The sequence below is a fragment of the Microcoleus sp. Pol7_B2 genome (assembly GCF_036701035.1).
Classification (GTDB): Bacteria; Cyanobacteriota; Cyanobacteriia; order Cyanobacteriales; family Microcoleaceae; genus Microcoleus.
Genome location: NZ_JAUBQB010000072.1, coordinates 1 through 14,505, shown reverse-complemented (window position 1 = coordinate 14,505; position 14,505 = coordinate 1). Strand labels below are relative to the sequence as shown.

Genomic DNA, 14,505 nt, shown 5'->3' with positions numbered 1-14,505 from the left:
CCTCACAAATTTAATAGGAATTTCTGGCTACTATCTATCTTAATTCTTCCCAGGGAATTAGGAAGTAAAATTTTGTAACAAAGATCGAACAGGGTATTTAAAATAGTGAGATTAAATATATAGTAGATGTAGTGGTCGAAGCAGAAAAGATCGATCGCTAACAAAAAATTGAGGTAAAAGCAAGCTATGTTAGTACAATGGCACGGCTTTAGGGAAGGCAACTGGACAAACGAAGTCAACGTCAGAGACTTCATCCAAAAGAATTATACCCCCTATGAAGGGAATGCAGAATTTCTCACAGCACCAACCGAAAAAACCCAGCAGCTTTGGCAAAAAGTTCTGGAATTAATGAAGCAAGAGCGCGAAAAAGGTGTATTGGATGTTGATACAAAAATTCCCACATCGATCACGGCTCATGCAGCAGGATACATCGATCGCGACTTAGAACAAATAGTAGGTTTGCAAACAGATAGACCATTGAAACGCGCGATTATGCCCTTGGGGGGAATTCGTGTGGTCAAGGCCGGTTTAGAAGCTTACGGCTATCAGCTCGATCGGCAAACAGAAGAAATATTTACGAAATATCGCAAAACTCATAACGATGGTGTATTCGATGTTTACACGCGCTCGATGCGTCTGGCGAGACGTTCTGGTATCATCACAGGTTTGCCAGATGCCTACGGACGCGGGCGGATTATCGGTGACTATCGGCGCGTTGCTTTGTACGGTGTCGATCGCCTAATTGATGATAAAAAAACACAGCAAGAATCGCTCGAACTAGACGCGATGGACGAGGGAACAATTCGTTTACGCGAAGAGTTATCCGAGCAAATTCGGGCATTGTTTGAGTTAAAAGAAATGGCTGCTAGCTACGGCTTTGATATTAGCCGTCCGGCGGCAAACGCACGAGAAGCTGTCCAGTGGGTGTATTTTGGCTACTTGGGAGCAGTGAAAGAACAAAACGGGGCAGCGATGTCTCTCGGCCGCGTATCGACGTTTTTAGACATTTATTGCGAGCGCGATTTGCAAAGTGGCGCGAGTTCCGAAGTGGAATTGCAAGAACTGATCGACCATTTTGTAATGAAACTCCGCATGGTGCGGTTTTTGCGAACTCCCGACTATAACGCTCTGTTTTCTGGCGATCCAACTTGGGTAACAGAGGCGATCGGCGGTATCAGCACTGACGGTAGAACATTGGTAACTCGTAACAGTTTCCGATTCTTGCACACTCTCTCAAACCTCGGTACTGCACCAGAACCAAATCTCACCGTGTTGTGGTCGGAAAACTTGCCGGAAAACTTCAAAGAATTCTGTGCGAAGGTATCCAGCGATACGAGTTCAATTCAGTACGAAAACGACGACTTGATGCGTCCTCAATACGGCGATGATTACGCGATCGCCTGTTGTGTCTCCGCGATGCGAATTGGCAAGCAAATGCAGTTTTTCGGCGCGCGAGTTAACTTGGCGAAGACTTTGCTCTATGCGATTAACGGCGGTAAAGATGAGAAGTCCGGCGACCAAATTGCGCCGCAGTTCTCACCGATTACTACCGAATATCTCGATTATGAAGAGGTAAGAGCGCGGTTCCATGACATGATGGCGTGGTTGGCAAAAACGTATATCAATACGTTGAATGTCATTCACTATATGCACGACAAATACTGCTACGAACGGCTGGAAATGGCATTGCACGATCGCGATGTTTACCGGACAATGGCCTGCGGAATTGCGGGACTGTCCGTGGTGGCCGATTCGCTCTCGGCGATCAAACACGCTAAAGTTAAGGTGCTTCGCAACGAGCAAGGTTTAGCCGTAGATTACTCGATCGAAGGAGAATATCCCAAATACGGCAATAATGACGATCGCGTAGACAGTCTGGCGATCGAACTCGTGCAAAGGTTCATGAACGAAATTCGCCAGCACAAAACCTACCGCGGCGCTGTAGCGACTCAATCGGTACTCACGATTACTTCTAACGTAGTGTACGGCAAAAAAACTGGTAGCACTCCCGACGGACGTAAAGCAGGCGAACCCTTTGCTCCCGGTGCTAACCCGATGCACGGCCGAGATTCCTGTGGGGCGATCGCATCCTTATCTTCTGTAGCAAAACTGCCTTACAGTGATTGTCAAGATGGCATATCGAATACTTTTTCGATTCTACCGCAGGCCTTGGGCAGAATGGAGAGCGATCGGACTAATAACCTAGTTAGTCTTATAGACGGTTACTTCCACGATGGCGGCCATCACATCAATGTTAACGCGCTCGATCGGCAAACATTACTAGATGCGATGGAACATCCAGAAAACTATCCCCAGCTAACAATTCGCGTCTCCGGTTATGCGGTTAATTTCATCAAACTTACCCGCGAACAGCAATTAGATGTGATTAAACGCACGTTCCACGAACGGGTATAGCTTCGACTTCGCTCAGCTACCAACCTAAACGCTGTCTGAGCAAAGCCCAAACTCAAACTTCGACTTCGCTCCGTTAACGATTTAACCGCTGGCTGAGCGGAATCGAAGCCCAAACTAAAACTTTAACTTGACGGCTGACTGAGCGGAGTTGAAGCCAAGCAAAATTCAAAACCAAATCAATGTCTGGAATTGGTCGCATTCATTCAATCGAAACATTTGGTACCGTAGACGGCCCCGGAATCCGGTTTATCGTCTTCACCCAAGGCTGTCCGTTACGCTGTCTTTACTGTCACAATCCCGACTGCCACAATTCCCCCGATGGTAAAGAAGTAACCGTTGATTATTTAATCGATCAAATTACAAAATGTAAATCCTACCTGCGGAAAGGAGGCGTTACAGTCAGCGGCGGCGAACCGTTGATGCAGCCGGATTTTGTCAGAGAAATCTTTAGTCGGTGTCATCAAATGGGATTGCATACAGCCCTAGACACATCAGGATTCTGTCTTTTAGAAGTGGCTAAACCGGTTCTGGAAATGACCGATCTGGTTTTATTGGACATCAAATCCTACATTCCAGAACTGTATTACAAAGTCACCAACGTTTCCATCGAACCAACTTTAGCAATGGCTAAATATCTCAGCGAAATTGGCAAACCGACGTGGATTCGGTTCGTTCTAGTTCCTCACCTCACAGATGCCATCGAAAACGTAGAAAAACTAGCGAATTTTATTGCCAATCTGAACAATGTGGAAAAAGTCGAAGTATTACCATTTCATAAAATGGGAGAATACAAATGGGAACAATTAAAACTGGATTACGAACTCAAGGATACACCTCCAGCTTCACCGGAACTCGTCCAACAAACAGTTGATATTTTTCGCAGTCGCGGCGTCAATGCGATCGGAGCTAGCGGTATATAATAATTAAAATACCGCGTTCACAACTCACCAACAATCTTGAAATTATCTGCGTCGATCTGCAGGTTCCCTACCAATCAAAGATTGAGGCAATAATTTTACCAAAATAAACATTAGGAAAAACAACATGAAAGTTACCAATGTAGATGAATTAGAAGCGCTCATTCAAAAAGTGAAAGCAGCCCAAGCTGAATTTGCCACCTACACTCAAGAACAGGTCGATCGCATATTCAAGCAAGCAGCTTTAGCCGCTAATGCCGCCCGCATTCCCTTAGCCAAGGCAGCCGTCAAAGAATCGGGAATGGGAGTCATCGAAGATAAGGCAATCAAAAATCATTTTGCCTCGGAAATGATTTATAACAAATACAAAAACGACAAGACTTGCGGTATCATTGAGTCCGATCGGCATTTTGGCTACGAACGCATTGCCGAACCCGTGGGAGTGCTGGCGGGAATCGTTCCTGTAACTAACCCGACTTCCACCACCATCTTCAAGTCTTTAATCGTGCTCAAGACGAGAAATGGCATTATATTTTCGCCCCATCCCCGTGCAAAATCCTGCACGGCTGCGGCGGCAAAAATCATCCTCGATGCTGCTGTAGCGGCAGGAGCACCACCGGATATTATTGGGTGGATTGATGAGCCAACTGTGCCGCTTTCCCAAGCTTTGATGCAGCACCCCGATATCAAACTTATTTTGGCAACTGGCGGGCCGGGAATGGTAAAAGCTGCCTACTCTTCAGGGCACCCATCCCTCGGTGTCGGCGCGGGAAATACTCCCGCCATCATCGATGAAACCGCCCACATCCAAATGGCTGTCAGCTCAATTTTGCTCAGCAAAACTTTTGACAACGGCACGATTTGTGCTTCGGAACAATCGGTGGTTGTTGTGGATGAGGTGTACGATGCAGTGCAACTGGAATTTATCAAGCGCGGTGCTTACTTCCTCAATGCGGAAGAACGGGAAAAAGTGCGGCAGGTAATCTTAATTGATGGGCGATTGAATGCCGAAATTGTCGGACAATCGGTGCAAAAGGTGGCGCAGATTGCGGGTTTTGTAGTGCCGGCCAACATCAGGGTTTTGATTGGAGAAGTGGAGGCGGTTGGTAAAGAAGAACCCTTTGCTTGTGAAAAACTTTCGCCGATTCTCGCAATGTACCGCGCCAAGGACTTTAATGAAGCAGTAGACAAAGCTGAAGCGTTGATAATTTTTGGCGGACACGGCCATACTTCTGTACTCTATACCGCCCCCCACAATCAGAAGCACATTCGTTATTTTGAAAGCAAACTAGAGACTTCGCGGGTGCTGATTAATACGCCTTCTTCTCAAGGTGCGATCGGCGATTTGTACAATTTCCGCCTCGATCCCTCCCTTACCCTCGGTTGCGGTAGCTGGGGCGATAATTCGATTTCTGTCAACGTGACACCCCATCACCTGCTGAATATAAAAACCGTAGCAGAACGGCGCGAGAATATGCTCTGGTTCCGCATTCCTCCCAAGATTTATTTTAAGTCGGGTTGTCTTCCTGTAGCTTTGAGGGATCTTGCAGGTAAGAAACGTGCTTTGATCGTGACGGATAAACCTTTGTTTGAATTGGGATTGACTAAGGAAGTCACAGATAGTTTGGAAGAAATCGGCATCGATCACTACACATTTTACGATGTGGAACCCGATCCTTCGCTGGCTACTGTTCGCAAAGGTTTAGAAATCTGCAATAGTTTCCATCCAGATGTGATTATTGCCTTTGGTGGTGGCTCGCCGATGGATGCTGCTAAAGTAATGTGGCTGATGTACGAGCATCCAGAAATTGAGTTTGAAGGATTGGCGATGCGGTTTATGGATATTCGCAAGCGGGTATACGAACTGCCGCCTTTGGGTTCAAAGGCAATTATGGTGGCAATTCCAACTACTTCGGGAACGGGTTCGGAAGTCACGCCTTTTGCGGTTGTTACGGATGAACGATCGGGGATTAAGTATCCGCTTGCAGATTATGCTCTGACTCCGAGTATGGCGATCGTCGATCCAGAACTGACGCTGAATATGCCCCGGAAACTGACTGCTTACGGCGGCATTGATGCGCTAACCCACGCTTTAGAAGCTTATGTTTCTGTGTTGGCTTCTGAGTATACAAATGGTTTGGCTTTAGAAGCGATTCGTTTGCTGTTTAAATACCTGCCCAGCGCTTACAAAAATGGTGCTAACGATCCGAAAGCGCGGGAGAAAGTACATTATGCTGCTACGATGGCCGGTATGGCATTTGCTAACTCTTTTCTGGGGGTTTGTCACTCAGTAGCTCACCAATTAGGTGCAACTTGCCACGTCCCTCACGGTTTAGCGAATGCGCTGATGATTTCCCATGTAATTCGCTACAATGCAACGGATGTTCCGTTCAAACAAGCGATTTTTTCTCAAAACAAGTATCCTAACAGCAAGTGGCGTTATGCTCGAATTGCGGACTATCTGAATTTGGGCGGCGATACAGAAGATGAAAAAGTTGAGAAGTTGATCGCAGCGGTGGAAGCTCTCAAGCGTGAGGTAGATCTTCCTAGCACGATTCAGGAGGCTCTTGCCAGTCAGGGAATGAGTGATGATTTCTTTTTTGCTCGCGTTGAAGAAATGGCCGATCGCGCTTTTGACGATCAGTGTACCGGAGCGAACCCCCGCTATCCGCTGATTGAAGATTTAAAGCAACTTCTGCTGCAAGCGTATTCTGACGGTGACACTTCTGATCTCAATCGAGTGTTAACTTTAGTTTAATCGGCGCGGTGCAAGAGATTTCTCCAGAAAAGCCTGTCAATGGGGGACAGGATGCCTAACCTCTACTCCCCACAGTTTCTGGAGAAATCTAACGCAGGGCCTGGCTGTGAAAATAAACCCCGAAGCGGATCAAAATACCAAGTAGGGGTTGAAACATTTTGAAATTGTGTTATAATTTTAGAGGTAACTATTTTACGAATTTTGTAGTTTTAGTGGCTGTTCGCGCGATGACCTCTTCACCAACCATAGCACCCGTTCGATCGAGTCAAGTTACCCGCAAACCTTATCCCAACTATCGGGTAATAGTTCTTAACGACGACTTCAACACATTCCAGCACGTTGTGGAATGTTTGACGAAATACATTCCGGGGATGACGAGCGATCAAGCTTGGAAACTCGCCAACCAAATCCACCACGAAGGCCAGGCCACCGTCTGGGTTGGCCCGCAAGAGCAAGCAGAACTTTATCATATGCAATTGAGCCGTGCCGGACTGACAATGGCTCCGCTAGAGTCAGCTTAACATTTTTTAATTAACAGTTACAATACTTACTTTCAAATTTGCCAAAATGGCAACATCACTTCATCCTCTTGATTTAGATTATGGGTAAACAAGCCTAATCTTTTACTCAAGTAGGATACTTTTATGAATCATCCTTTTGATCTAGATATTGCTGATCTGGAAGCAATTGATTTGGATTTTGAAGAGACGTTAACTGATGAACAGGCCGCCCACATCGGAGGTGGAATTCGTTTCACGACTCTGGCTCTAGGTGAAGAAGGTGGGGGTGGTCCGATACAGTGTATCTCAGCTCCCTGTCCGGGAAGTGAAGGAGGAGGAGGATTTCCTCCCAAGCCTATTCCCATTGACCCTCCGATGACCACTCTGGCTATAGGTGAAGAGGGTGGAGGACCTTACACAAAAGCTTGGTTTGAAGGCGGTGGAGGCCCTATTTATTGGTAATCTCATTCCTGGCGACAATGGTAGAGATTCTGCCTAATTCCTGAACTCTTCCGCTTATTTCTGTAATAAGACTTTCAAAGATTCAGCCTCATTCGAGTGTTTTTTTTCAAAGTTTTTTTTCAATATATAAAAAGTTGCAACACTCTCAAAACAAGTGATGCGACTTTTCATATTTGTACTTGCTTTTAGCACATTTTTAATTTTCAAATTTCCCATGAACATTTTAATTCTGGGTAACGATTCAGATGCTCATGCTGCTCATATAAAAGATGCTCTCACCCAAGCCGGTGCAGAAGTAGATTATTTAGATACCTATCAGTTTCCAAGACAGTTACGTCTGTCTTGGCAACCTGATACTCTGGTAGGGTGCTTGACGCTACCCGGAGGTCGCCAGTTGAATTTTCAAGACATTCACAGTGTATTTTGGCGCAATTTTTCCGGTGTTGGCGTTGCATTTTTAAAAGATGCAAATCAACAGCAAGTTGCATTGAACGATTCCATGAGTACAGTGCGATCGCTAATGCAAGCTTGTCCGGCTCGCTGGATTAATTCCTGGCAGGCATACCAATTCCATAAAGAAAAACCCCTACAACTGAGTCTGGCCAAGCAAATAGGGGTTACAATTCCTGCAACTTTAATCAGTAACAATCCAGAGCAAGTTAGGGAATTTTTCCAATCTCAGAAAAAAGTAATTTTTAAGCCAGTTTATGGTGGCGCTCATACCAAGTTGGTGACAGAGGCACATTTAGAACCTAATCGGCTGGACTTGGCTTTGAGTATTTCTCCAATCACAATACAAGAGTATATTCCTGGGACAAATATTCGCAGTTATGTGATTGGTGAATCAGTTTATTCTGCGGAAATTCGCAGTCAAGCTTTGGACTTTCGGGAAGATTTAGAGTCCGAGTTAATTCCGGTAGATTTGCCCGAATCAGTTCACCAACAATGTTTAGCAATATTAAAGGCATTTATGCTCGATTGGACTGCTATTGATTGGCGTCTTAAGCCAACGGGTGAGTATGTATTTTTAGAGGCAAATCCTAGTCCGATGTTCAGACATTTTGAGCGTCAGACTGGTTTTCCGATTACACAAAAATTAGTCAATCTGTTAATGTATTAACTGGGATTTAAGAGGCGATCGTAATTTTGCCAATCATCCCCGCTTCCGTATGTCCGGCTACCGTACATCGCAAGTTATACGTTCCCGATTTCATCGGCACAAACACCCGTTCTGCCATAGCGCCCGGTTTAAGTTCCAGTTCGTGAATCGCTCCTTTAATTTCCACCTTACCCGCTTCAACTTTTTGAGTCCAACTCGCATCAGCAAAGTTTTTAGCAGTAAAATAATGTTTCTGGGAACTGGGATTTTTTAGCACTAATTTATAGCGCTTACCCGATTCAAATTCTAGCAGATTGGGGAAAAATTTGAGTTCGCCAGCTTCGTTACCCAAACTAACAGTAAGTTCGGTGACAGGTTGCCGAGACAAATCACCGGCCGCACTAGCAATTGCCGCCGGCATCAAAATTGTACTCAAACATAAAATTAGTCCCAAAATCACCTTGAAAGTTTTTTCTAACCGCTGGCTGGGGTAGAATTTGGCTAATTGCCAACCGAGTAAATGGATCGTGGCTGTTCTCACTACTATTAACTGACTAATCACTAATGACTAATGGTTTAATTCGATCGCCAAACTTCATCCCAAGGCCCGCCCCCAACTTCCAAACCCGATAAAGAACTTTGAGCCTCTAAGATAATTCTAGAACGCTGCTTGCCATTTTTTTCGACATTCCCCCCCAACAACTCTCGCAGTTGCAAGCGCAATTCGCCGTGCGTCGTATCCCGGCAGCAAAAAGCCATGCCTTTTTCTGTAGGAGCTCGCAGATAAGTACCAGAACTGTTTGTAGTGCCAATTAACTCTATTTCAAACTGACTGTTTCTAGCCTGCATTTTCCAGCTTCCCCAAGGCTCAATAGTCCAACTAACTTGCGAATTCCAAGGCACAAATTCGTAAAATTTTCCTCGGTAATGCAGACAAATCATTGCTACCGATTCCATCCACCACAGCACGCCCCGCTTCCCGCCGCCAGCAGTTAAAGCTAAATCCTTTTCCCCTTGAAAACAATTGCAATTAATCCAAAACCACTTTTGGGGAAAAGCACCGCCCCAGTTTTTTTCGCTGTAAGCAGGAGCATCTTTAAATTCGTAGCGTTGGTCATTCCAATCGATCCAGCCCGTGGCTAAACCGTGAGCCATTAAAATTTGCCATCCAGGCTCAAATACGGGCAGAAAAGATAGCATTCCGGCTGTAGATCTCTGGATTTCCTCTGAGTTTCCCCAGCCATAAATAGGTTGAATTTCGTACTGCCAAAAACAGTGGCTGCCGCTTCCCGGATCGTGCAGATAACCTTGATTCAAAGTAGCAGTAGCTTGATAGCCTTCTTCGACGCGGCTGTCGAATACTTGCGGCTCTAAATATTCGGGTTTAATTTGTAAATCTGTTTTGCCCCAATGTCCGAAACCTAAGCTTTCTCGGTGCGCCCAAAACTTATTTACATCGGGGAAGGTGCGACACAAATAGCTATCTTTCGGACCGAGAATTTGAGCTGCACCGCCACTGTAAGGTAGACCGCCTCTGGGGTCTTCGATGGAATACATGAATGCAAAGGATTGTCCGTGAATTGGTAATGTTATTCGGTAGTACCAGCCTTCAAAAAAGCGCCGGGAACTGCCGTCCCAGTGGTAGCCACTGTGGGGAGTTTCAATAGTTTTGAGTTTTGAGAGTGAATTTGACATAAAATTACCAATAGCAAGATTTTAAAAGTTGTAAATTGTGAGTTTAGGGGAGAGAAGCAGGAGGCAGAAGGGAAAATGCACTAATTACCCATTACCAATTACCCATATGATAGGTTATTAATTATGTCTTTAGCACTTTGGCGATCGCCCTTAGCTCGCGCGCTCCACCGCAACCGCAGTCTTGCTTTTGCTCGCTACTTGCAACTAGCGACTGTTCGGGCTACCGGGCGTCCGGCCAACCGCACTGTGGTGTTTCGAGGCTTTTTAGCAGATACTAATCAGTTAAAGTTTATTACAGATATTCGCAGTCAAAAGGCAGAGGAGATTAACCTCTATCCTTGGGGGGAAATTTGCTGGTATTTCCCGAAAACTCGCGAACAATTTCGGATTGCTGGAAAGCTAGTTTTGGTAGGGGCAGATTATCCAGAGGCAGAGTTTTGTTTATCCCGGCGCACAACTTGGCAGGAGCTTTCTGAGGCGGCTAGAGCACAGTTTGCTTGGCCGCATCCGGGGGATGACAAAGCCGAGGCTAGTGCTTTTGATTCTGCTTCCCCAAATGCGATCGACCCGCTGCCTAATTTTTGCTTGCTGTTGTTGGAACCGGAAACGGTGGATTTTTTGGAGTTGCGGGGGGAACCGCAAAATCGGTCGCTTTATCGGCGCGACGGGGAGGGAAATTGGTCTGTGCGATCGGTTAATCCGTGAAAAATTAAAGTGAAAAATTAAAAATTAAAAATTAAAAACAGAGATTGGGATTTTTAACTTTTAATTTTTCACTCCTCAGATGCCGGTGCCATCAAAAAACTCTTGAATTGCTTTATCTTTTAACTGACAAGTGGTGGCAACAGCTAATTGGGTTTTTTCAGCTACAGCTACATTGCTGGTTTGATTTAAAGTTGGGAATCCTGAAGGCGAATTGGGAACAGAATTTAAGGAGACAGATGCTTGAGGAAGCAAACTTTTTACTTGCTGTTCGAGGGACTCGATACGATCGAGCAAAGAGCGAATTACCACAGCTTCCGAATCCGGCAAACTGCCGTGTTCTAGGGGATTGACGCGCACTCCCGATCGATAGACGATGCGGCCGGGAATCCCTACCACTGTACAGTCAGATGGTACGTCGCGGAGCACGACGGAACCCGCGCCGATGCGGACGTTATTGCCAATTTGCAGATTGCCGAGTACCTTGGCGCCGGCACCTACAACTACGTTTTCGCCGACGGTAGGGTGGCGCTTGCCGCTTTGTTTGCCAGTACCGCCAAGGGTGACACCTTGGTAAATTAGGGCAAAATCGCCGATAATCGCTGTTTCGCCGATCACAACCCCCATACCGTGGTCGATGAATACGCTTTTGCCGATGGTTGCCCCTGGGTGGATTTCAATTCCGGTCAAAAAGCGAGCAATGTGGGAAATCAAGCGGGGGATGAAGGGAAGTCCCAGTACATAAAGCCAGTGTGCGAGGCGGTGCAGCACCAGGGCCTGAAGACCGGGGTAGCAAAACAAAACTTCCAGCCAGTTGCGAGCGGCAGGGTCGCGATCGAAAATTATACTGAAGTCAGCTCTAAGAGTCTTTAGCACTTTCGGAGTTACCTATTTTGGTTAAACACGCCACTTTCGATTTTACATTTTACTGGATGGGAGAAGTGAGCGGTCGATCGGGAGGCGGAAGAGTGGGGTAGAATTTGACGACATTTTATTGTCGCCATCCAACAGCGCCGCTGCGTTCTATTCCTGTACTGAGATTGTATAGTTAGACTTGACTCCGGGTTCGAGAGTACCTACCCAAATCTTGTAAGAGCCTGCTTGCCAGTCTGAATCAAGTATGCCAGCATCTTTATTCTGACCTATATCGTCTCCGCAGCGCACCGCATTACCGGGGCCTTGTACGAGTAAGGTCGTGTCCTTGCCTCCGCTGTTGACTTGGAGTGTGAGTTTTGAAAAGTTTTGCTGCAAGACTATGATGTGGTCGGGAGTTGGGGTGGCAAAACCCAAACATTTGTTTTTGTGGCGATCGGCGTTGGCTATGACAGATAGAGAGTACGATCCGCCTGTGGAACCTCTCAAAACTGCTGTTGGGGTTGCAAAACCTCGCGATAAAGTTAAAGTGCCGAAATTGGCTGTTTCTGCTAAAACTGGTAGGGCGACGATCGCGGCGATCGCACCCAAGAGCGCACCGTTTTTGAAATTGGCTGGCTGATTAAACAACATGGCAATACTCCTCGGTCACAACTTAAAACCACAACTCAGAATTTACCCATGGCAGCCCCTAGAATCCAAACTCGGGAGGAAGAATAATTTTTTTTAAATTAGTTCAAAACCTCCTAGCTTCTCTTTCTTATGTCTATCAGGACAATCCCTGTACGATCGCGCTCGCTTGTGCCACTCGGATTTCTGCCACAGGCGAGCGACTCATGTCCGAAATTGTACGGTGTCAAGATGATAAATTTGATACTCCTAGCCTTGCTGTTGGCGATCGGTTCCCTATTGACACAGGTCTTGGTATTGTTACCTATAGGCTTATCTGGCTGGCTCCACCTCCCTAATTGGCTGAGCCTGATCTTGATTTTTCTGGCTATTTCTTGGTGCTTGGGGGATTAGTTAGCAGTCATGAGTTATTAATGGTGAGTCAAAAGTTAATCATCAATTATTCCCCTTCCCCCAAGAGTAAAGGCCCGATCGCCCCCGGTTTGATGATGTATACTTCACAACTGACCATCAGGAATCTAAAATCTAGGATTTGACATCTACCTATAGAATGATGCAACGACAAGTTTATTCGATCTCAGCATTTCACTCTTCTGACAAAACCCTGGCGGAAACTCCTAAGAAACAGGAGCGTCCGATACACCGGGCGATAATGTTAATGCTGGTGGCAACAGGTTTGCTAGGCCTGCACGCTAGTCGGCTGGTGGAATTGCAACTGATACAAGGGAAGCAAAACCGGGAAAGAGCGGAAAACAATCGCGTTCGCCTAGTGCCAATGCCGGCGAATCGCGGACACATTATCGATCGCAAAGGCAAGTTGCTAGCGGCAAACAATTTAGCTCGATCGGTATATTTGTGGCCGAAAGAACAAACGCCGGAAGAGTGGAAAGCCACAGCAGAAAAGTTGAGTCCATTGGTTAAAATCCCCGCACAAGAAATTTTAAAAAAATTAAAAGAGGTCGATCCTCAATCCTATAGACCCGTGCGGCTCAAGCAAGCAATGCCGCCAGAGGTGTTTGTGCCGCTAGCAGAACAGGTGGGACAAATGCGGGGAGTGGAAGTGCGGCCAGAAGCGAACCGCTACTATCCCGAAGGCAGTTTGGCGGCTCACGTTATCGGATATATTGGCGAGGCTACCGCAGCAGACTTGGAAGCTCATCCTGAATACCCGATGGGGATGATTGTCGGTCAGATGGGCATAGAAGCGAGTTCTAACAAGAAGATTGCGGGAGTTTGGGGCGATCGGCTGATCGAGGTAAATGCCAACAATCAAGAATTGCGGCTGATGGGAGAGACACCGCCCAAACCCGGTGAGGCGGTGCAGCTAACCATAGACTTGGAAATGCAAAAAGCAGCGGAAAAAGCCCTGGGGAACCGCCGGGGAGCAGTAGTGGCCATGGATGTCAAAACCGGGGCGGTATTAGTTATGGCCAGCCACCCGACTTTTGACCCCAATCTGTTTACGCGAAAAATCACTAAGGATGAGTGGGAAACTCTTCAAGACCCGGAAAATCCATTTTTGAATCGGGCCATGCAAGGCTATCCCCCCGGTAGCACGTTTAAAATTGTGACTTCCGTCGCGGGTTTGGAGTCGGGCAAATTTTCCCCGGACTCCATTCTCGGTACTTCGTCTTACATTACTGTGGGGGGAATTGATTTTAACGAACACAGCGGCGGTTACGGCGACATCGGCTTTCGGGATGCTTTGGCTTTCAGCAGCAATACGTTTTTTTATCAAGTGGGGATTAGTACGGGGCCGGAGCAAATTTCTAAGTGGGGAAAACGCTTGGGAATTGGCAAGGATACGGATTTTAATCTTTTGGGGCTAGGCGGCGGCGATTACGGTCAAATCCCGACGCCGGAGGAGAAGGAGAAAATTTATAAAGAACCTTGGTATGCGGGTGATACGGTAACGATGTCGATCGGTCAGGGGTTGGTGTTAGTGACTCCTTTGGAGGCGGCAGTGATGGTGAGTTCGATCGCTAATGGGGGCTATCGGGTGAAGCCTCATCTTTTGACTTCTATGACTGGCACAGCGGAGATTAAACCGGTACATACGGGGATGAAACCTTCAACAATTCAGGTGGTTAAGGAAGGACTGATCGCGGTGGTTGCCCAGGGTACTGGACAGGGGATGAATGACGGTACGATTCCGCTGACGGCGGGCAAAACAGGGACTTCGGAGGTTATTGGACAGGAGGATCACTCTTTGTATGTGGCCTTCGGGCCTGTCTCCAAGCCGGAAATTGCGATCGCCGTGGTTGTGGAAAATGGCGGTTATGGTTCTGTTGCCGCGGCCCCAATCGCCAAAGAGGTGTTTCAAGCTTATTTTGGGAAACCCAAAAAGGTGAATGAGCCTGTAGTGATTACTCCTTAGTTAGGGCTTGCTGAATAATCGATCGCCAACCAAGAGCAGGAGCGATCGATATATTCAAGCAGAGTTAAATATAAGTT

General features: G+C 46.6%; 12 protein-coding genes. 8 read left to right on the top strand and 4 right to left on the bottom strand.

Annotation, left to right across the window (positions count from 1 at the left end; translation table 11 throughout):
- Positions 1 to 186: 186 nt before the first annotated feature.
- The 6 genes from pflB to QUA57_RS22185 all read left to right on the top strand — a co-directional run bounded on the left by pflB (position 187) and on the right by QUA57_RS22185 (position 8,172).
- Positions 187 to 2,415 carry a formate C-acetyltransferase gene (gene pflB, locus QUA57_RS22210; RefSeq protein ID WP_333063625.1) on the top strand — a complete coding sequence of 743 codons (2,229 nt, stop codon included), beginning with the start codon at positions 187 to 189 and terminating at the stop codon, positions 2,413 to 2,415.
- A gap of 179 nt (positions 2,416 to 2,594) precedes the next feature.
- Positions 2,595 to 3,335, top strand: a complete 741-nt coding sequence (pflA, locus tag QUA57_RS22205) for a pyruvate formate-lyase-activating protein (RefSeq protein WP_333063626.1) — start codon at positions 2,595 to 2,597, stop codon at positions 3,333 to 3,335.
- 124 nt (positions 3,336 to 3,459) lie between these two features.
- Positions 3,460 to 6,090, top strand: a complete 2,631-nt coding sequence (gene adhE, locus QUA57_RS22200) for a bifunctional acetaldehyde-CoA/alcohol dehydrogenase (RefSeq protein WP_333063627.1) — start codon at positions 3,460 to 3,462, stop codon at positions 6,088 to 6,090.
- A 227-nt stretch (positions 6,091 to 6,317) separates the two neighbouring features.
- On the top strand, positions 6,318 to 6,611 hold the full coding sequence (clpS, locus tag QUA57_RS22195) for an ATP-dependent Clp protease adapter ClpS (protein ID WP_190743461.1): 294 nt from the start codon (positions 6,318 to 6,320) through the stop codon (positions 6,609 to 6,611).
- A gap of 123 nt (positions 6,612 to 6,734) precedes the next feature.
- On the top strand, positions 6,735 to 7,052 hold the full coding sequence (locus tag QUA57_RS22190; RefSeq protein WP_333036002.1) for a hypothetical protein: 318 nt from the start codon (positions 6,735 to 6,737) through the stop codon (positions 7,050 to 7,052).
- 214 nt (positions 7,053 to 7,266) lie between these two features.
- Positions 7,267 to 8,172: a hypothetical protein gene (locus tag QUA57_RS22185; RefSeq protein ID WP_333063628.1), complete on the top strand. Its 906-nt coding sequence runs from the start codon at positions 7,267 to 7,269 to the stop codon at positions 8,170 to 8,172.
- 7 nt (positions 8,173 to 8,179) lie between these two features.
- Here QUA57_RS22185 and QUA57_RS22180 read toward each other — a convergent pair whose 3' ends face one another.
- Positions 8,180 to 8,692: a plastocyanin/azurin family copper-binding protein gene (locus QUA57_RS22180; protein WP_445304500.1), complete on the bottom strand. Its 513-nt coding sequence runs from the start codon at positions 8,690 to 8,692 to the stop codon at positions 8,180 to 8,182.
- Positions 8,693 to 8,727: 35 nt separating this feature from the next.
- Entirely contained in the window at positions 8,728 to 9,846 is a 1,119-nt protein-coding gene (locus QUA57_RS22175; protein WP_333063629.1) for a tocopherol cyclase family protein, read from the bottom strand.
- Between the two features lie 123 nt (positions 9,847 to 9,969).
- Here QUA57_RS22175 and QUA57_RS22170 point away from each other — a divergent pair, with 123 nt between their 5' ends.
- On the top strand, positions 9,970 to 10,551 hold the full coding sequence (locus tag QUA57_RS22170) for an Npun_F5749 family FMN-dependent PPOX-type flavoprotein (RefSeq protein ID WP_333035995.1): 582 nt from the start codon (positions 9,970 to 9,972) through the stop codon (positions 10,549 to 10,551).
- Between the two features lie 75 nt (positions 10,552 to 10,626).
- Here the strand turns inward: QUA57_RS22170 and cysE are convergent, their stop codons facing one another.
- Together cysE and QUA57_RS22160 are read right to left on the bottom strand one after the other, a co-directional pair.
- Positions 10,627 to 11,424: a serine O-acetyltransferase gene (cysE, locus tag QUA57_RS22165; RefSeq protein WP_242719981.1), complete on the bottom strand. Its 798-nt coding sequence runs from the start codon at positions 11,422 to 11,424 to the stop codon at positions 10,627 to 10,629.
- 147 nt (positions 11,425 to 11,571) lie between these two features.
- Positions 11,572 to 12,054, bottom strand: a complete 483-nt coding sequence (locus QUA57_RS22160) for a hypothetical protein (protein WP_333063630.1) — start codon at positions 12,052 to 12,054, stop codon at positions 11,572 to 11,574.
- Between the two features lie 547 nt (positions 12,055 to 12,601).
- Here QUA57_RS22160 and mrdA point away from each other — a divergent pair.
- Positions 12,602 to 14,428 carry a penicillin-binding protein 2 gene (mrdA, locus tag QUA57_RS22155; protein ID WP_333063631.1) on the top strand — a complete coding sequence of 609 codons (1,827 nt, stop codon included), beginning with the start codon at positions 12,602 to 12,604 and terminating at the stop codon, positions 14,426 to 14,428.
- Positions 14,429 to 14,505 lie beyond the last annotated feature (77 nt).

Coding starts and splice junctions, on each gene's coding strand:
- pflB (WP_333063625.1), top strand. CDS start 187: ATGTTAGTACAATGGCACGGCTTTAGGGAAGGCAACTGGACAAACGAA.
- pflA (WP_333063626.1), top strand. CDS start 2,595: ATGTCTGGAATTGGTCGCATTCATTCAATCGAAACATTTGGTACCGTA.
- adhE (WP_333063627.1), top strand. CDS start 3,460: ATGAAAGTTACCAATGTAGATGAATTAGAAGCGCTCATTCAAAAAGTG.
- clpS (WP_190743461.1), top strand. CDS start 6,318: ATGACCTCTTCACCAACCATAGCACCCGTTCGATCGAGTCAAGTTACC.
- QUA57_RS22190 (WP_333036002.1), top strand. CDS start 6,735: ATGAATCATCCTTTTGATCTAGATATTGCTGATCTGGAAGCAATTGAT.
- QUA57_RS22185 (WP_333063628.1), top strand. CDS start 7,267: ATGAACATTTTAATTCTGGGTAACGATTCAGATGCTCATGCTGCTCAT.
- QUA57_RS22175 (WP_333063629.1), bottom strand. CDS start 9,846: ATGTCAAATTCACTCTCAAAACTCAAAACTATTGAAACTCCCCACAGT.
- QUA57_RS22170 (WP_333035995.1), top strand. CDS start 9,970: ATGTCTTTAGCACTTTGGCGATCGCCCTTAGCTCGCGCGCTCCACCGC.
- QUA57_RS22160 (WP_333063630.1), bottom strand. CDS start 12,054: ATGTTGTTTAATCAGCCAGCCAATTTCAAAAACGGTGCGCTCTTGGGT.
- mrdA (WP_333063631.1), top strand. CDS start 12,602: ATGATGCAACGACAAGTTTATTCGATCTCAGCATTTCACTCTTCTGAC.